Consider the following 17345-nt stretch of genomic DNA (forward strand, 5'->3'; position numbering starts at 1 on the left):
CGTATATCTTTTATACGCACTCCGGCAGGTACGGGCAAGGGCTGGGGCGGAACTTTGTGCTCCACCCCAGCCCTTGCCGGTAATTCCTATATGTACTGCCTCTTGACGGCTTTTTCCGGCTAGTTGACGCTGAACTCCGGGCGCTCGTTGCGGCTGCGCTTGAGCTCGAAGAAGTGCGGGTAGGCTGCCAGCGTCACCGTGGCGTCGAACATTGTTCCCGCTTCTTCGCCGGCCGGCACCCGGGTGATGACCGGGCCGAAGAATGCGGTGCCGTTCAACGACATGATCGGGGTTCCCACGTCCTGGCCGACCTGGGAGATGCCCTTGTCGTGGCTGACGCGCAGGGCGTCGTCGAAGTCGGCGGTCGAAGCAACGGCAGCAAGCTCCGCAGGGAGCCCCACGGTTTCAAGTGCGCGGGAGATGACCTCGTCGTAGTCGCTAACCTTTTCGTGGTGCAGCAGCTCACCCATGGCCGTGTACAACTTGCCGATGACTTCCTCGCCGTGCGCCTCAGCTGCGGCAATGATCACACGTACCGGACCCCAGGCCTTGGCAAGGAGCTCTTGGTACTGTTCGCTCAGGCCTTCGCGGCCGTCGTTGAGCACTGCCAGCGACATGACGTTCCATGCGACTTCAACGTCACGGACCTTTTCGACTTCCAGCACCCAACGCGAGGTGGCCCAGGCGAATGGGCAGGCGGGATCGAACCAAAAATCGACACGGGTTTTTTCGGACAAGTGCTTTGCTCCTTTGTGGACTCGGGTGGCCCGCGCAAGTATGTGCGGGCTTCAAGCTGTGATGAAAATCAGGCTGACTTTTTGCCGCGTTTGACGGCAAGTTGCTCGGAAATCAACGTGGGTTCGGCGCCGTTGACCACGACATCGGCCGTGATGATGACCTCCGCGACGTCGTCGCGGCTGGGCATCTCGAACATGGTGGCACTGAGGGTTTCCTCAAGTATCGCACGAAGGCCGCGGGCACCGGTGGCACGGGCCAGTGCCAGGTCGGCAATTGCCTCGAGGGCGCCGGATTCAAAGGTGAGTTCGACCCCATCCATCCTGAACATCTTCTGGTACTGCTTGATCAGGGCGTTCTTCGGCTCGCTGAGGATCTTGATCAAGGCAGCGCGGTCGAGCTTTTCCACGGTGCTGATGACCGGGAGGCGGCCGATGAATTCGGGAATCAACCCGAACTTCAACAAGTCCTCGGGCCGGACGTCCGAATACGAGGCTTCCTCTGACTTGAGCGCCGAGAGCGGTGCACCGAAACCGATTCCCTTGCGTCCGGCACGCGAAGAGATGATCTCCTCCAGTCCGGCGAAGGCGCCCGCGACAATGAACAGCACATTTGTGGTGTCCAGTTGGATGAATTCCTGGTGCGGGTGCTTCCGGCCGCCCTGCGGCGGCACCGCGGCGACCGTGCCTTCGAGGATTTTCAGCAGCGCCTGCTGCACTCCTTCGCCCGATACGTCGCGGGTGATCGAGGGGTTCTCACTCTTGCGGGAAATCTTGTCGATTTCGTCGATGTAGATGATGCCCTGCTCGGCCTTTTTCACATCGTAGTCCGCCGCTTGGATGAGCTTGAGGAGGATGTTTTCGACGTCTTCGCCCACGTAGCCGGCCTCGGTCAACGCCGTGGCATCCGCAACCGCAAAGGGCACGTTGAGTCGGCGGGCCAGGGTCTGGGCGAGGTAGGTCTTGCCGCAACCGGTCGGGCCGATGAGCAGGATGTTGGATTTCGCCACCTCGACTTCGTCCAGCGAATTGGCATCGGACAGCGCCGAAACCGGCTTGGCCGCCGCTCCGCCCTGGATGCGCTTGTAGTGGTTGTAGACGGCAACGGCCAGCGAACGCTTGGCGCCCTCCTGGCCAATCACGTATTCCTGCAACGAGTCGAAGATTTCCTTGGGCTTGGGAAGCTCGAAGGAAGCTCCCTCTTCAACCTCGGCAAGTTCTTCTTCGATGATTTCGTTGCAAAGTTCAATGCACTCGGTGCAGATGTAGACACCGTGCCCGGCGATTAATTTGCGAACCTGCTTCTGGCTCTTCCCACAGAAGGAACACTTGAGCAGATCAGACCCTTCACCCATGCGTGCCATAGTGTTGGTCCCCTTATCTGGTACCGGTAAGACCGGTCCAAGAGAACCGGAAATGCTGAACTGTCTTAACTCTATGACAGAGGAGCGTCGGAATGGGCGAACGGGCGGTCCGTGGTGCGAATTTCACACCCCACGAACCGCCCATTGCATGCACCCGATTAGTGCGAGATGGCCTGCGACTTGATCTTACGCGGGGTAAGAACCTCATCGATCAGGCCGTATACCTTTGCTTCCTCTGCCGTCATGTACAAGTCGCGTTCGATGTCGTTGCCGACCTCTTCCGCGGTCTTGTTGCTGTGGCCGGCCAGCGTGGTCTCCAGCCAGGCGCGCATGCGCATGACTTCTTCGGCCTGGATCTGCAGGTCAGACGCGGTGCCGCGCTCCCCGCCGCCCATGGCCGGCTGGTGGATCAAGATACGTGCGTTGGGAAGCGCCAGGCGCTTGCCCGGTGCACCGCCTGCAAGCAATACCGCTGCAGCGCTGGCAGCCTGGCCGAGGCACACGGTCTGGACCTCGGGGCGGATGAACTGCATCGTGTCGTAGATGGCCGTCATCGCGGTGAACGAGCCGCCCGGCGAGTTGATGTACAGGGTGATGTCGCGTTCCGGGTCCATGGACTCGAGCACAAGCAGCTGGGCCATGACGTCATCGGCGGACGCGTCGTCGACCTGTGCACCGAGGAAGATGATGCGGTCTTCGAAGAGCTTCGCGTACGGATCCTGGCGCTTGAACCCGTAGGGGGTGCGCTCCTCGAACTGCGGAAGGATGTAGCGTGCCGAAGGCATTTCGCCGGAGGTGGCGTGCGGGGTGAAATTCATCGTTTCTCCTGGGAAATCAGTTGGGTCTGCCGGATTCCGTCGCGTTACTTCGCGACCCCGCCGCCACCGGAGACGATGCCGGAGGACTGGGCGATGTGGTCAAAGAAGCCGTACTCGAGGCCCTCGGTGGCCGTGAACCACTTGTCGCGCTCGTTGTCCTTGAGGATGGTGTCAACGGTCTGGCCGGTCTGCGCGGCCGTCAGCTCGCTCATGACCTTCTTCATGTGAAGGATCAGTTCCGCCTGGATGCGGATGTCTGAGGCCGTGCCGCCGATGCCGCCGGAAGGCTGGTGCATCAGGATACGGGCGTTCGGGGTGGCGTAGCGCTTGCCCGGGGTGCCCGAGGACAGCAGGAACTGGCCCATGGAAGCGGCAAGGCCGGTTGCCACGGTCACCACGTCGTTGGGGATGTACTGGATGGTGTCGTAGATCGCCATGCCCGCGGTGATGGACCCACCCGGGGAGTTGATGTACAGGTAGATGTCCTTCTCCGGGTCCTCCGCGGAGAGCAGGAGCAACTGCGAGCAAATGGCGTTCGCGTTGTCGTCTCGGACTTCCGAGCCGAGCCAGATGATCCGCTCCTTGAGGAGTCGATTGTAGATGTAGTCCTCACGTGCGGCCGGGTCAACCGAAGCCATAGTGGGAGTGCGGGAGTCACTGGACATGTTCTGATACCTCTCCGTGATGCCGTCGCCCGACGTTCTGTCTGTCGGGCCACTGGCTCTTTACTTCTTTGAACATTACTGCCTTGGCCAGCCACTTTGGGAGTTCATTGGCAACTGTTCGCTGTCGGCGCATGGCCTGCGCCCGGCCCATCGCCGTGGGCTTAAAGAACGATCGCGGGGCCACCAATGGTGACCCCGCGATCGGGAAAAACTTACCGCCTGGGCGGTGCAGGAGTTACTCTGCGGATGCTGCCGAAGCCGAGGAGGCGGAGGAAGCGGACGATGCCGAAGACGCGGAGCCCTCTTCACCTTCGGCGCTGACGAACGAGCTCAGGTCAACGACGTTGCCCTTGGAGTCGGTGACGACTGCCAGTTCCAGGACCTTGGCAAGTGCCTTACGGCGGCGAACTTCGCCAACCAGCATCGGAACCTGGCCGGCACCGTCGAGCATCTGGGCGAACTGGTTCGGATCCATGCCGTACTGGCCTGCGGTCTGAACGATGTAGTCGATCAGTTCGGACTGGGCAACGCCAATCTTCTCTGCTTCTGCAACGGCGTCCAGGACGATCTCGTTCTTGAAGGCCTTTTCGGTGTTTGCGCGAACCTCGGTGCGGTGCTCTTCGGTGTCGTGCTCTTCACCTTCGTTGTGCGCACCCTGTTCGAAGTGCTGCTCAACCTGCTCGGTGATGACGGATTCCGGAACCGGAACCTCAACGAGGGCCATCAGCTTCTCGAGAACGAGGTCGCGGGCTTCAACGCCCTGCTCCATGACCTTGGACTCGGCTGCGTCCTTGGCGAGGGATTCGCGCAATTCGGCCATGGTGTCGAATTCGGAAGCCAGCTGTGCGAAGTCGTCGTTGGCCTCAGGAAGCTCGCGCTCCTTGACGGCGGTAACGGTGACCTTGACCTGAGCGTCGGCACCTGCGTGCTCGCCGCCGGCCAACTTGGTTTCGAAGGTTGCATCCTCGCCTGCGGACAGGCCGGTGACTGCTTCGTCCATGCCCTCGAGCATGGTGCCGGAGCCGACTTGGTAGGACAGTCCGGTTGCGGAATCGATTTCTTCGCCGTCAACGCTGGCAACCAGGTCAAGGGTGATGAAGTCGTTATCGGCCGCCGGGCGCTCGATGGTCTTGAGCGTGCCGAAGCGGCCGCGCAGGTCCTCAAGTGCCTTTTCAATGTCTTCGTCGCCAGCCTCGAGGGCTTCAACGGTAACTTCGAGACCCTTGTATTCCGGCAGTTCGATGCTCGGGCGGATGTCGATCTCGACCTGGAAGGCGAGCTGGCCTTCGCCAGCAACCTCTGCGGACGGGGTCTCAGTGATTTCCACCTCGGGACGCGACAGCGGAACGATTTCGTTCTCGGTGACGGCCTTCTGGTAGAAGGCGTTCATACCCTCGTTGATAGCGGTCTCCAGGACGTAGCCACGGCCCACGCGCTGATCAATCATGCGCGACGGAACCTTGCCGGCACGGAAGCCGGGAACCTGGATCTGCTTGGCGATGGTCTTGTACGCCTCGTCAATGCTTGGCTTCAGTTCCTCGTAGGGAACTTCAACGGTGAGCTTGACCCGAGTAGGGTTGAGGTTTTCGACGGCGCTCTTCACAGCGTTGTACTCCTGGTGTGTGATGTTTGGTCTAACTGGACTTCAACCCCGCAACGGTAACCGTTGCGGGGTTGAAGGTACAGAGTCGGGGTGACAGGATTCGAACCTGCGACCTCACGCTCCCAAAGCGCGCGCTCTAGCCAAGCTGAGCTACACCCCGATTAGTGCAGAAACATTCTATGCAGATCCTGCGTGTTTCTACTAATCGGCCCGCCAACCAGAAGTTTGGATTTCGTTGACGGCGCGGAATAAACATACTAGGAGTTTGCCGAAAACCCAATTCGAGGCAAAGAACACCGGAATTTCAAGGTTTTTTGCGCCAGGAACGCATCCAGCCCGCCACAAGGCCGCCGTTTTCGCTGGATTTCGACCCGAAAACGGCTTCTGGAGGCCGACAATGCACCTAAAAACCGCATTTCACATGATGATTGTGATGAGCGTTACCGCAAATTCGGTGAATTGGACGTATCCAGCGGCCCCGCTCCCCCGCACTGAAGCGGTCCGGCCGTGACACCGCGCTGCCGCAATGTGACGACGACACCGAAAATGATCGTTCCCTGGCCGGTGGCGTGGCAAAACATGATGGCAAGGTCGATCTGCCGGAAACAGACTCCGGCAGAAAACGCTTCATTGAAAGAACGGAATCGAATAGTGGCACGTGCCAAGCGCCACGGCCCTGTTGCCGGTGCCTTTCCATACCGCCATCGCAAGGATCAGCAATGCAGGAACGGCTACGGCGATGGACGCGCTGCCCGCAAGCGGCAAAACGGCAGCAGGCACGATGACTGCCAATGGAACGTAGAGCAATGCCCACTTGCTCGCATTTCGTGCACGCAGACCCCCTCGCCAAACGAAGAGGGAAATGCATGCAAGATGCGCAACCGCAAAAGCACACAGTCGACGCAGGAATTCATCCCCGCCCAAGCCCGAGTTCCCACCGAGGCTCGATCTAGGCAGGGCAACAGTGCGCGGAACCGAGAGCAGGAATGCGAATGGCAAGTCCAACATCATCCACTGCAGTGTCCGGCCGCCCGGATCGATTGGCCGGCCCGCAGAGATGCAGACAAGTGCGTGGGGCGAACGGAGCACAGGGCCAGAGCGGCACTGCCTTGGTCCGGGCACTTGCGGTTGGCATGGGAACATTCCATGCACGGCAGCATCCCCGGCACGTCGAATCTGGAATGGAAAACAAAAAGAGCGGTTTAGTTTCCGTAGAAACTAAACCGCTCTCAATTCGGAGGGGATGACGGGAATCGAACCCGCGTAATCAGTTTGGAAGACTGAGGCTTTACCATTAAGCTACATCCCCGAGTTGTTTCACCTTGTCGGTGGCAACGGATAAAACCTTAGCACCACATTTCCGAAGTGTGCAAATCGGCGCTTCCGAATGTCCCGATCCTTGTCACTGCGCAAGTCCGCACCCACACCCAACCAGCGCAAATCCGGCGAACCCGGTGTGGAATCGCCGGGTGTTCGGCTACAGGTTCTGTCCCCTCCCGGCGCCTCGCGCCAGCCCGTATCCGCGCGGGATCCCGGGGGATGTCCGCCGGAGATTGCCTAGCGCTTGACGCGCTTGCGGGCCTTGGGTTGGCAGCCAGGGCACCAATACAGTTTGCGGCCGGCCACTTCCATCAGGGCGATGCCGGCATCGCACAGCCTGCATTGTTGGTGCTGGCGCTGGTAGGTGTAATACGCGTTGTCCGGCCAGACCGGGCCCGGGGCAGAGCGGTGTTGGGGGCGGGTGGTGATGATCTTTCCGTCGCGAACGCCGTCTTCCATGATGGACACGATGTCCTCCCACAGGGCCGCTGCACTGGGTTTGGAGAGCTCGTTGCATGGCATGAACGGGTCGATGCTGCAGCGGAAGAGCGCCTCGGCGCGGTAGATGTTGCCGACCCCGGCCAACAGGGCCTGGTCCATCAGGGCGGTGCCGATCGGCGTCTTCTTTTTTGCCAGCCGGGCGATGAAGTCCTGCTTGGCGGCCCGGCTGTCGTCGGTAATTTCCGCCCGTGAGCCGCGGCCCTTGGCCAGGTTGAATTCGCCGGCCGCCGCGATGAGCGGATCGGGACCGAGCTTGGCCCGGACCGTGGCGGCCTGCGCTTCGGTGAGGACCTCGCAGGCGGTGGGGCCGCGCAGGTCCGCCCAGCCGTGGGCGGAGACCAACCGGGCGCGGACCTGGCCGACGGGCTCCGGCGGGCCTTCATACGGTCCCTGGCCCGCGGCGGAGGCATGCTCCGACTCGCCCACGCGGCGCGGGGCGCCGATGGAGGAGGCGCCGGAGAAGTGCTCGTCCCCGCCGAAGCTCCAGGCCCCGTAGAGGCCCAGGTGCACGCGCAGGACCAGGTCGTTCCCGAAACCCAGGAACAGCTGCTTGCCGTGGGCGTGCGATGACACGAGTTGCTGCCCGTCGATCAGCTTCGCCGCGGGTGCGAAGCGGCCCTGCGGCGAAGACACGGCAAGGACCTGCCCGCCAAAGACGTCGTCAAATTGGCGGGCAAGTCGATGTACCGAGTGGCCTTCGGGCATGGTGCGTGCGGCCTGGCTAGGCCACGACCTCGCCGGTGGTCTCGTAGGTGGCGATCTTGCCGATGCGGCGGATGTGGCGCTCGACGTTGGAGAACGGCTCGTTCAGGAACGCCTCGATGATGCCGGTTGCCTCCTCCAGCGAGTGCTGGCGTCCGCCCACGGCCACGACGTTGGCGTTGTTGTGCTCGCGGGCCAGGCGCGCGGTGTCAAGGTTCCAGGCCAGGGCGGCACGGATGCCGGCGACCTTGTTGGCGGCGATCTGCTCGCCGTTGCCCGATCCGCCGAGCACGATGCCCAGCGAGTCGAGGCCGGCGGCCTGGTCGGCGACGACGGCCAGGGCCGCGTTGATGCAGAACGAGGGGTAGTCGTCCTCGGCGTCGTAGGCGGTCGGACCGTGATCGACCATCTCATAGCCCTTGGCCGCGAGGTGCTCGATGAGGTGGGCGCTGAGCTCGAGGCCTGCGTGGTCGGTGGCGATGTGAACGCGCATGTGAAATGTCCTTAGACGCTTGTGGGGAAAGTTCGGATCCAGCTTATCTTTACCGACGGTGCGCCGCTAAGTTCGTGACCCGGGAGGGGCTCGTCGGTCCCTCGCCGTACCGCACGCCGGTGCGGCAGGTTGGCACCGCTAGATGAAGTGCGGGCCGGCCCCGGCCAGGCGCAGCAGGCCGGAGGCCATCGCGCGGGCGGTCAGCGCGCTGGTGGCCGGGTTCTCTGGGTCCGCTGCGTTCCCGATCAAGAAGGTGTGGTTGCCGCCGCTGCCCTGGATGCGGATCTCGTGGCGGGTCAGCGTCGCCGCAGGGTCGGCGGTGATGGTGACGTGCACGCGGGTGAAGCCGCCAGCGGCCAGTGCCAGTGCGGCGGCGACGTTGATGTTGGAGGGGAACAGCTCCACGGCCCGCTCCACGCTTCCGCTGAAAACGGTGCACGGATCTCCCGAGGTTGCCGCGGCCGCGATCCCGGCACGCAGGGGCCCAGGCAGTCCCGGATGCAGCAGCGCAGCCGGCGGCTTGCGGGTGTCCAGGTCGATCGCGTCGATGGTTCCGGCGGACGCCCGGACCAGGTCCAATCCCCCGATGGCACCCGTGGTCAGGTAGGCGCGGCCCGGCCCCCGCTCGAGGACGAGGCCGCGCAGCCGCGGATCGACCAGCGCGCCGAGCGAGGCGATGAGCAGGTCGGTGCCGGAGGCGATGATGTCCGGGCCGAACTCGCGCACGGCGGCCGGTGAAGCGCATTCGGCGATGACCTCGGCGCACCCGAGCGCGGTGGCCAAATCGAGCACCGGCAACGGCGTGCCGGTGGCATCGTCCGCGGTTTTCGGAGCGCGGCCATCGAGCACCCCGATGACCGCAATCCGGTCCGGATGCCGCGCCAGCATGCCGTGCAGCGACCTTCCGATCGCACCGTATCCAAGCAGCACCACGTTCAATCCCATGTCACTTATCTAAACAGTGGCGTCGACTTGTGAAATGCACTTGCGGCGCCGTGGGGTGGTAATGAGAGAATGGACACAATGTTCAAGGTTTGCTTCACACCTGCGGTTTTGGTGCGGCGCGCCGCCGTCGAACACCGATTGCCTCATATCCCCACCGAAAGGCGCCTGAGTCCACCATGCCAGGAATGAACCTCACCCGCGAAGAAGCACAAACCCGTGCGGACCTCATCACCGTCGAATCCTACGAGGTTGCCCTGAACCTCACCGGGTCGGACACAGTGTTCGGCTCGCACACCACCGTGCGCTTCAGCGCCGTCGAAGGATCCACCACCTTCATCGACGCCGTCACCGCGAGCGTCCGCTCCGTGAACCTCAACGGCGTGGAGCTTGACCCGGCCGAGGTTTCCGACGGCGTGCGCATCGCCCTGCCGAACCTCGCCGCCGAAAACACCCTGGTGATCGACGCCGACGCGCTGTACATGAACACCGGCGAGGGCCTGCACCGCTTCGTGGACCCCGTCGACCAGGAGGTCTACCTCTACTCGCAGTTCGAAGTGCCCGACTCCCGCCGCATGTTCGCGGTCTTCGAGCAGCCGGACCTGAAGGCCACCTTCGCCTTCACCGTCACCGCGCCGGATTACTGGGACGTCATCTCAAACGCCACGACCCCGGTGCCGGTTGCCGCCCACGAGGGCGCCAAGACGTGGGCCTTCGCCCCGACCGCGCGCATCTCCTCCTACATCACAGCGCTCATCGCCGGCCCCTACCAGTCCGTGCGCTCCGAGCTGACCAGCAGCGACGGCCGCACCATCCCGCTGGGCGTCTTCGCCCGCGCCTCGCTCATGGAGCACCTGGACGCCGAGAACATCTTCACGCTCACCCGCCAGGGCTTCGAGTTCTTCGAGGAACAGTTCGGCACCCCCTACCCGTTCGAGAAGTACGACCAGCTTTTCGTGCCCGAGTTCAACGCCGGCGCCATGGAAAACGCCGGCGCCGTGACGTTCCTCGAGTCCTACGTCTTCCGCTCCCGCCCGACCGATGCCATGGTGGAACGCCGCGCCGTCACGGTGCTGCACGAGCTGGCCCACATGTGGTTCGGCGACCTGGTGACCATGCGCTGGTGGAACGACCTGTGGCTCAACGAGTCGTTCGCCGAGTTCATGTCCACGCTGGCCGCGGCGCAGAACACCGAGTTCACCCAGTCCTGGACCACGTTCAACATCATGGAGAAGACCTGGGCCTACCGCCAGGACCAGCTGCCCTCCACGCACCCGATCGTCGCGCAGATCAACGACCTCGAGGACGTGCAGGTGAACTTCGACGGCATCACTTACGCCAAGGGCGCCTCGGTGCTGCGCCAGCTGGTGGCGTGGGTCGGCCAGGAGCAGTTCATGGCGGGCGTCCGCACCTACTTCGCCAAGCACGCCTGGAAGAACACCGAGCTGCCGGACCTCATGCGCGAGCTTGAGGATTCCTCCGGCCGCGACCTGGCCAAGTGGTCCGAGCTGTGGCTGGAGACCGCGGGCGTGAACACGTTGCGCGCGCAGATCGCCACCGAGGAGGACGGCACCATCACGGGGTTCGAGATCGCCCAGAGCGCGATCGCCGAGTACCCGACGATCCGCCCGCACCGCCTGGCCGTCGGCTTCTACGACTTCGACGAGGCCGGCAAGCTGGTGCGCATGCACCGCGAGGAACTCGACGTCGCCGGCGATTCCACCACGGTCGAGGCGGTCATCGGGCTCAAGCGCCCGGCCCTGGTCCTGGTCAACGACGACGACCTGGCGTACGCCAAGATCCGCCTGGACGAGCTCTCGCTGGCCACGGCAACCAACCACCTGAAGGACTTCGAGTCCTCGCTGCCGCGCACGCTGATCTGGGGAGCGGCCTGGGACGCGGTGCGCGATGCCGAAACCCCGGCACGCGCCTACGTCGACCTGGTGCTCAACAACATCGGCCACGAATCCGACTCCTCGGTGGTCATGGTGCTGCTGCGCCAGCTCAACACCACCCTCGACTTCTACGTCGACCGTGATTTCGCCGCGGAGGCCGGCACTCTGGCCGCGGACCGCCTGTGGGCCCTGGCCAACGAGGCGGCGGCCGGATCGGATTCGCAGCTGCAGTTCACCAAGGCCTTCGCCCTGCGTGCCAGCTCGGCGGAGCAGCTCGATTCCGTCGCCGCGCTGCTGGGAGGGGAGCTGGCGCTCGAGGGCCTGCAGGTCGACACCGACCTGCGCTGGGAGCTGCTGTCCTCACTCGCCGCGGGCGGCCGCGTGGGCGTGGAGGAGATCGACGACGAGCTCTCCCGCGACAACACCGCCAACGGCAAGCTTGCCGCGCAGACCGCCAGGGCCGCCATCCCGACGGCCGAGGCGAAGGCCGCGGCGTGGCAGGGCATCCTGGGCGGGGAGCTGTCCAACCTGGAGCAGCGCGCCGCGATCACCGGTTTCAACCGCGTGCACGACGCCGCGCTGATCGCCGGCTACGCGCAGGACTACTTCGAGGCGGCCCGCACCGTGTGGGACACCAAGAGCTACGAGATCGCCCAGCAGATCGTCGTCGGCCTCTACCCGGCCGCGCAGACCGGCCAGGCCACCCTGGATGCGACCGACGCATTCCTGGGCACCCTCGACGAGGGCTCGCGGGCGCTGCGCCGCCTGGTCCTCGAGGCCCGCGACGGGGTGGTCCGCGCCCTCGCGGCCCAGGCCGCCGACAAGTAACACAGAGCACCACGCAAGGGAGAACGCAAGGGGCCGTGCGCACAACGCACGGCCCCAAGCCGTCCCTCCCCCGAACTGCACCGTCCGCACCGTCCGCACCGATCGCGCATGCCGGCGGATCGGTCACGAATTGTGCGGACTTCCCGGGCGTGCAAGAGAATGGAACCATGAACCTGGCTTTACACAACTACTCCGTCTCCATCCACTGGACCGGCAACCGCGGCGAGGGCACCGCCAGCTACCGCGGCTACGGCCGCGACCACGTGGTGTCCGCCGACGGGCTGCCCGACCTCCCGGGCACCGCGGACCCGACGTTCCACGGGGACCGGGACCGCTGGAACCCGGAGCAGCTGCTGCTCGCCGCGCTCAGCCAGTGCCACATGCTCTCCTACCTGCACATCGCGGTGAAGAACGGGGTGGTTGTCACCGGGTACGACGACGCCGCCACGGGCACCTTGCGGCTGAACCGCGACGGCAGCGGCGAGTTCCTCGAGGCCACGCTGCACCCGAAGGTAACCCTGGCCGACGAATCCCAGCGCGAACTGGCCGACTCCCTGCACCACGAAGCCAACTCGGTGTGCTTCATCGCCCGCAGCGTCAACTTCCCCGTGCACCACGCACCGGTGAACCCGGAAGCCTAGGCAGTGCCCGGCTTGGTGCCAGGAAGAACCGTCGAGCTGCTCACCCAACGGCTCGTCCCGCACATCGAGCAGGGCCGGGCGGCGGGCCAGCAGGCCTACATGAAAACCCAACAGCCGTTCCTCGGCGTGCGGGTCCCCCAGGTCCGCGCCGTCACCAAGGACTTCGCGCTCGAATTCGACCTGGACACCGCCGAGGCCAGGCTGGAAGCCGCCACCGAGCTGTGGGAATACGCCACGCACCGCGAACACTGGTACGCGGCCGCGGAACTCTGCGCGCACCGCAGCTGCAAGGGCAGGCTCGATTTCCTGCCGCTGTACGAGCGCATGATCCTCGAGGGCGCCTGGTGGGACATCGTCGACGGCTGCTCCCGCCGTTACGGGGAAACCCTGCTCGCCCACCCCGGGATCGTCGAGCCGATGCTGCGGGACTGGGCGACCGACGACTTCATGTGGAAGCGCCGCATGGCCATGATCGCGCAGCTGCACCTGGGCACAAGGACCGACACCGGCCTGCTCGACTACGCGCTGGCCTGCAACCTGGCGGATCCGGAGTTCTTCATCCGCAAGGCCCTGGGCTGGTCGCTGCGCCAGTACGCCAAGACCGACCCGGACTGGGTGCGCACGTGGGTCGATGCCCACCAAGGCCGCATGAGCGGTCTCTCGCGGCGCGAGGCCGTGAAGCACCTGGGCGCCTGATTCTCCCCCGCCCGCCCACGCCCTGCGCGAAAGCCTGCACCGGTGCGCCCGTTAACCGGGGATAATTGAAGAATCGACGCCGGGGAGAACCGGCAGCTGAAAGGACCCACGCCACCGTGAACGACATCCAGCCGGAAGCAATCCAAACCCCCAAGCCGGTGCTGCTGCCCAGCAGCGGCCGCTTCGGCGAGCCCGTGGGACAGCTGCGTCCGGTCGGCGCCTCGCTGAGCAACGCCCTGCCCGAGGGCAAGCTCTCCCCCAACGACGACCACGACCCGGCCGCCTACGAGGGCACGTTCTACGCGCAGGTGGGCGGCCGCGAAACCTTCGCGAAGCTGGCGGAAAAGTTCTACGAGTCGGTGGCCGCCGACACGGAATTCCGTTCCATGTACCCGGAAGAGGACCTTCGCCCGGCCGCGATGCGCCTGCAGTTGTTCCTGGAGCAGTACTGGGGCGGGCCCAAGACCTACGGTGAGCGCCGCGGCCACCCGCGCCTGCGCATGCGCCACCACCCGTACACCATCAACTCGCACAACCGAGACGTGTGGCTCAAGCACATGCGCTACGCCGTCGATTCGCTCGAGCTGCCTCCGCTGCTGGAGACAACGCTCTGGGACTACTTCGACCGCGCCGCCCACTCTCTGGTGAACGCCGCGGACTAGCAGTCGACTAGCAACCTTCTAGCCCAGGATGCCGCCCTGGCGGGCCAGCACGTGCCCGCCGGAGCTGCTCAGGCGCAGCCATCCTCCGGAGCCGAAAAGCACCGAGGATGCGCCGGGGCGCAGGAAGCCCAGGGTCTGCGCGCCGAAGGCCATGCCCAACGGCATCGACACCGGCACGTCACGCATCGGCGTCGCCCAAATGCGCGAACGCACCGTCGCCAGCACCGGCTTGCCGGCGTTTTCCGGCAGCGCCTGGGCCACTGCGCCCATGCCCTCGGCGGCCCGCGCCAGCAGCACGTCGTCCTCCAACACCGCAAGACGCTCCCAGCCGCCGCGCGGCACCTGCCTCCCGGCCCAGGGCGCACCCACTTCGGCCGGCGGCATCACGAGTTCCAGGGACTTGCCCTCCATGCGCGCCAGCCTGTCGGTCATCGCCGCGATCGGGTACACACCCTCGGCGCTGGCCGGCCCGCCCAGAGCCACGGCGCGCATGCCCAGGATCGTCGGCACCGCATCGCCCAGGTTCTCGGGGAAAAGCACCGGCACGTAGAACGCAAGCACGTTCCCAGCCGCCTGGGCCAGCACCGCCCCGTCGTCGATCGATCGGGCGCGGGCAAAGAACGTACCGAGGTCCGCCACGGTTTCCTGGTCTGTCAGTACAACTGTTTCACTGGCCATGCCTCCCATACTTTCACGATGCCGCCGCCGCGCGGCAATGCGGGTACCCGTGTGAATTTTCACGTTTCCCACAAGTCGGTCCCGCGGCAGGGGCATTCCGCGGCCCGGGGGCGATAGTGTCTAACCAGATCACTTTTTGCGCAAGGGAGCCCGCGTGAGCACACAGAACACCAATACCGAGACCCTGCTGGAGCTTTTGTCCCTCAAGGGAGGCAGCGAAGCCCGCACCGACGAGGACATCTTCGTTGGCCATACCCCGCCGCAGGCCCGCGACCGCGTCTTCGGCGGCCAGGTGCTGGGCCAGTCCGTCATGGCCGCGTACCGGACCCTGGAGGGTGACCGCCCGATCCACTCGATGCACGGGTACTTCCTGCGCGCCGGGGACGCCCGGCTTCCCATCACCTTCGGCGTGGAGCGCCTGCGCGACGGTCGCTCGTTCTCCGCGCGCCGTGTGCACGCCTACCAGAACGGCGTGCCGATCCTCTCGATGATCGCCTCCTTCCAGGAGCACTCCGCGGGTCTGGACCACCAGGACACCATGCCGGAGGGCATCCCGGACCCGGAGTCGCTGCCGACCACCGCCGACCTGATCGGCGAGATCGACCACCCGGTGGCGCAGGAGTTCGCGTTCAACCGGCCCTTCGACATCCGCTACGTCGGCGAACCGCTGTACTTCCAGCAGCCCACCGACCGCCGCGCCGTGAACGCCGTCTGGATGAAGACCACCGCCCCGATGCCCGACGACGACGCGCTGCACCGCGCGGCGCTGGCCTACGCGAGCGACTACACGCTGCTGGAGCCGATCCTGCGTCGCCACGGGCTGACCTGGATCACCCGCGGCATGAGCGTCGCCAGCCTTGACCACGCCATGTGGTGGCACCGCCCGTTCCGTGTCGACGAGTGGCTGCTCTACGTGCAGGAATCCCCCAGCGCCTCGGGTGCCCGCGGCCTGGGCACCGGCCGCATCTTCAACCGCGCCGGCCAGCTGGTGGCGTCCGTCGCCCAGGAAGGCATGCTGCGCCTGCCCGGCGAAGACTGATCCCGCACGGCACGACAAAGGCCCGGCCCGCTGGAAAATCCAGCAGGCCGGGCCTTTGCATTGACCGGTATTAGTCGCGGGTCAGGCGGCGGTGGGTGACGCGGTGCGGCTTTGCAGCCTCCGGTCCCATGCGCTCGATCTTGTTCGCCTCGTAGGATTCGAAGTTGCCCTCGTACCAGTACCAGTTCGCCGGATCCTCATCGGTGCCTTCGTAGGACAGGATGTGGGTGGCAACCCGGTCGAGGAACCAACGGTCGTGCGATACGACCACGGCGCAACCCGGGAATTCGAGCAGCGCGTTTTCCAGCGACGACAGGGTCTCGACGTCGAGGTCGTTGGTGGGCTCATCGAGGAGCAGCAAGTTGCCGCCCTGCTTGAGGGTCAGTGCCAGGTTCAGGCGGTTGCGCTCACCACCGGAGAGCACACCTGCCTTCTTCTGCTGGTCCGGGCCCTTGAAGCCGAAGGCCGAAACGTAGGCGCGCGAGGGAACCTCGACCTGGCCGACGTGCATGTAGTCCAGCCCGTCGGAAACAACTTCCCAGAGGGACTTGTTCGGGTCGATGCCGCCGCGGTTCTGGTCGACGTAGGAAATCTTGACGGTGTCGCCGACCTGCAGCTGGCCGCCATCGAGCGGTTCCATGCCGACGATGGTCTTGAAGAGGGTCGACTTGCCGACGCCGTTGGGGCCGATGACGCCGACGATGCCGTTGCGCGGCAGCGAGAAGGACAGGTTGTCGATCAACACGCGGTCGTCGAAGCCCTTCTTGAGGTTCTTGGCCTCGATGACCACCGAACCCAGTCGCGGGCCTGCGGGGATCTGGATTTCCTCGAAGTCCAGCTTGCGGGTGCGCTCGGCCTCCGAAGCCATCTCCTCGTAGCGTGCCAGACGAGCCTTGGACTTGGTCTGGCGGCCCTTGGCGTTGGAACGAACCCATTCGAGTTCTTCGCTCAGGCGCTTTGCAAGCTTCTGGTCCTTCTTGCCCTGCACCTCGAGGCGCTCGCGCTTCTTCTCCAGGTAGGTGGAGTAGTTGCCCTCGTAAGGGATCAAGCGTCCGCGGTCGACTTCGGCAATCCACTCGGCCACGTGGTCGAGGAAGTAACGGTCGTGGGTCACGGCAAGAACTGCGCCGTGGTATGCCTGCAGGTGCTGCTCCAGCCACTGGACCGACTCGGCATCCAAGTGGTTGGTGGGCTCATCGAGGAGCAACAGGTCCGGCTTCTGCAGCAGCAGCTTGCACAAGGCAACGCGGCGTCGCTCACCACCGGAGAGGTGGGTCACCGGGGAATCTCCCGGCGGGCACTGCAGTGCATCCATTGCCTGCTCGAGCTGGGAATCGATGTCCCACGCGTCGGCAGAGTCGATTGCTTCCTGCAGGTGGCCCATTTCTTCGAGCAGTGCGTCGAAGTCGGCACCGTCCTGTGCCATCTCCTCGGAGATCTGGTTGTAGCGGATGATCTTTTCGTAGATCTCGCCGACGCCTTCCTGGACGTTGCCCAGGACCGTCTTTTCTTCGTTCAGCGGCGGTTCCTGCAACAGGATGCCGACGCTGTATCCGTCGCTGAGGCGCGCCTCACCGTTGGAGGGCGTATCAAGCCCTGCCATGATCTTAAGGATCGTCGACTTGCCGGCACCGTTCGGTCCCACCACGCCAATTTTTGCGCCTGGATAGAACGACATGCTGACATTGTCGAGAATGACTTTGTCGCCAACGGCCTTGCGAGCCTTGGTCATCGTGTAAATGAATTCCGCCATGTCCTCAAGGC

16 protein-coding genes and 2 tRNA genes are annotated in these 17345 nt (G+C 64.6%); 5 read left to right on the forward strand and 13 right to left on the reverse strand.

Annotation, left to right across the window (positions count from 1 at the left end; all coding sequences use genetic code 11):
- Window positions 1–119 precede the first annotated feature (119 nt).
- The 11 genes from JOF47_RS09340 to JOF47_RS09390 all read right to left on the reverse strand — a co-directional run bounded on the left by JOF47_RS09340 (window position 120) and on the right by JOF47_RS09390 (window position 9145).
- Window positions 120–737: a mycothiol-dependent nitroreductase Rv2466c family protein gene (locus JOF47_RS09340; RefSeq protein WP_209997305.1), complete on the reverse strand. Its 618-nt coding sequence runs from the start codon at window positions 735–737 to the stop codon at window positions 120–122.
- 68 nt (window positions 738–805) lie between these two features.
- Window positions 806–2098, reverse strand: a complete 1293-nt coding sequence (clpX, locus tag JOF47_RS09345; protein WP_209997306.1) for an ATP-dependent Clp protease ATP-binding subunit ClpX — start codon at window positions 2096–2098, stop codon at window positions 806–808.
- Window positions 2099–2256: 158 nt separating this feature from the next.
- Window positions 2257–2916: an ATP-dependent Clp protease proteolytic subunit gene (locus JOF47_RS09350; protein WP_209997307.1), complete on the reverse strand. Its 660-nt coding sequence runs from the start codon at window positions 2914–2916 to the stop codon at window positions 2257–2259.
- 44 nt (window positions 2917–2960) lie between these two features.
- A complete protein-coding gene (locus tag JOF47_RS09355; RefSeq protein WP_210001541.1) occupies window positions 2961–3554 on the reverse strand; it encodes an ATP-dependent Clp protease proteolytic subunit in 594 nt (197 codons plus the stop codon).
- 262 nt (window positions 3555–3816) lie between these two features.
- The gene (gene tig / locus JOF47_RS09360) at window positions 3817–5184 is read right to left on the reverse strand and encodes a trigger factor (RefSeq protein ID WP_209997308.1); all 1368 of its coding nucleotides are present in this window, start codon (window positions 5182–5184) and stop codon (window positions 3817–3819) included.
- An 85-nt stretch (window positions 5185–5269) separates the two neighbouring features.
- Window positions 5270–5344 (reverse strand) — tRNA-Pro (locus JOF47_RS09365).
- Window positions 5345–5811: 467 nt separating this feature from the next.
- Complete coding sequence (locus JOF47_RS09370; RefSeq protein WP_209997309.1) at window positions 5812–6195, reverse strand: lysoplasmalogenase family protein; 384 nt, start codon at window positions 6193–6195, stop codon at window positions 5812–5814.
- A gap of 227 nt (window positions 6196–6422) precedes the next feature.
- Window positions 6423–6493: transfer RNA gene (locus tag JOF47_RS09375), tRNA-Gly, on the reverse strand.
- 248 nt (window positions 6494–6741) lie between these two features.
- Window positions 6742–7710 (reverse strand): Fpg/Nei family DNA glycosylase, encoded by a 969-nt coding sequence (locus JOF47_RS09380; protein ID WP_209997310.1) that lies wholly within the window; start codon window positions 7708–7710, stop codon window positions 6742–6744.
- 16 nt (window positions 7711–7726) lie between these two features.
- Entirely contained in the window at window positions 7727–8200 is a 474-nt protein-coding gene (locus tag JOF47_RS09385; protein ID WP_209997311.1) for a ribose-5-phosphate isomerase, read from the reverse strand.
- 138 nt (window positions 8201–8338) lie between these two features.
- Window positions 8339–9145 carry an aspartate dehydrogenase domain-containing protein gene (locus JOF47_RS09390; RefSeq protein ID WP_209997312.1) on the reverse strand — a complete coding sequence of 269 codons (807 nt, stop codon included), beginning with the start codon at window positions 9143–9145 and terminating at the stop codon, window positions 8339–8341.
- A gap of 176 nt (window positions 9146–9321) precedes the next feature.
- Here JOF47_RS09390 and pepN point away from each other — a divergent pair, with 176 nt between their 5' ends.
- The 4 genes from pepN (at window position 9322) to JOF47_RS09410 (ending at window position 13864) form a co-directional block, all read left to right on the forward strand.
- A complete protein-coding gene (gene pepN, locus JOF47_RS09395) occupies window positions 9322–11865 on the forward strand; it encodes an aminopeptidase N (protein ID WP_209997313.1) in 2544 nt (847 codons plus the stop codon).
- Between the two features lie 167 nt (window positions 11866–12032).
- The gene (locus JOF47_RS09400) at window positions 12033–12506 is read left to right on the forward strand and encodes an OsmC family protein (RefSeq protein ID WP_209997314.1); all 474 of its coding nucleotides are present in this window, start codon (window positions 12033–12035) and stop codon (window positions 12504–12506) included.
- A gap of 15 nt (window positions 12507–12521) precedes the next feature.
- Window positions 12522–13202, forward strand: a complete 681-nt coding sequence (locus tag JOF47_RS09405; RefSeq protein ID WP_209997315.1) for a DNA alkylation repair protein — start codon at window positions 12522–12524, stop codon at window positions 13200–13202.
- 236 nt (window positions 13203–13438) lie between these two features.
- On the forward strand, window positions 13439–13864 hold the full coding sequence (locus tag JOF47_RS09410; protein ID WP_245356701.1) for a globin: 426 nt from the start codon (window positions 13439–13441) through the stop codon (window positions 13862–13864).
- 18 nt (window positions 13865–13882) lie between these two features.
- Here JOF47_RS09410 and JOF47_RS09415 read toward each other — a convergent pair whose 3' ends face one another.
- Complete coding sequence (locus JOF47_RS09415) at window positions 13883–14542, reverse strand: DUF8185 domain-containing protein (protein ID WP_209997316.1); 660 nt, start codon at window positions 14540–14542, stop codon at window positions 13883–13885.
- Between the two features lie 154 nt (window positions 14543–14696).
- On the opposite strand from JOF47_RS09415, the gene JOF47_RS09420 reads away from it, so the two are divergent.
- On the forward strand, window positions 14697–15581 hold the full coding sequence (locus JOF47_RS09420) for an acyl-CoA thioesterase (RefSeq protein ID WP_209997317.1): 885 nt from the start codon (window positions 14697–14699) through the stop codon (window positions 15579–15581).
- Between the two features lie 70 nt (window positions 15582–15651).
- Here the strand turns inward: JOF47_RS09420 and ettA are convergent, their stop codons facing one another.
- A complete protein-coding gene (gene ettA, locus JOF47_RS09425) occupies window positions 15652–17334 on the reverse strand; it encodes an energy-dependent translational throttle protein EttA (RefSeq protein WP_209997318.1) in 1683 nt (560 codons plus the stop codon).
- Window positions 17335–17345 lie beyond the last annotated feature (11 nt).

Origin of the sequence: Paeniglutamicibacter kerguelensis, assembly GCF_017876535.1 — a bacterium.
GTDB lineage: Bacteria > Actinomycetota > Actinomycetes > Actinomycetales > Micrococcaceae > Paeniglutamicibacter > Paeniglutamicibacter kerguelensis.

Bases quoted from the DNA above. Each gene is read 5' to 3' on its own strand.
- clpX (WP_209997306.1), bottom strand. From the start codon at position 2,098: ATGGCACGCATGGGTGAAGGGTCTGATCTGCTCAAGTGTTCCTTCTGT.
- JOF47_RS09350 (WP_209997307.1), bottom strand. From the start codon at position 2,916: ATGAATTTCACCCCGCACGCCACCTCCGGCGAAATGCCTTCGGCACGC.
- JOF47_RS09355 (WP_210001541.1), bottom strand. From the start codon at position 3,554: ATGGCTTCGGTTGACCCGGCCGCACGTGAGGACTACATCTACAATCGA.
- JOF47_RS09370 (WP_209997309.1), bottom strand. From the start codon at position 6,195: ATGATGTTGGACTTGCCATTCGCATTCCTGCTCTCGGTTCCGCGCACT.
- JOF47_RS09380 (WP_209997310.1), bottom strand. From the start codon at position 7,710: ATGCCCGAAGGCCACTCGGTACATCGACTTGCCCGCCAATTTGACGAC.
- JOF47_RS09385 (WP_209997311.1), bottom strand. From the start codon at position 8,200: ATGCGCGTTCACATCGCCACCGACCACGCAGGCCTCGAGCTCAGCGCC.
- JOF47_RS09390 (WP_209997312.1), bottom strand. From the start codon at position 9,145: ATGGGATTGAACGTGGTGCTGCTTGGATACGGTGCGATCGGAAGGTCG.
- pepN (WP_209997313.1), top strand. From the start codon at position 9,322: ATGCCAGGAATGAACCTCACCCGCGAAGAAGCACAAACCCGTGCGGAC.
- JOF47_RS09400 (WP_209997314.1), top strand. From the start codon at position 12,033: ATGAACCTGGCTTTACACAACTACTCCGTCTCCATCCACTGGACCGGC.
- JOF47_RS09415 (WP_209997316.1), bottom strand. From the start codon at position 14,542: ATGGCCAGTGAAACAGTTGTACTGACAGACCAGGAAACCGTGGCGGAC.
- ettA (WP_209997318.1), bottom strand. From the start codon at position 17,334: ATGGCGGAATTCATTTACACGATGACCAAGGCTCGCAAGGCCGTTGGC.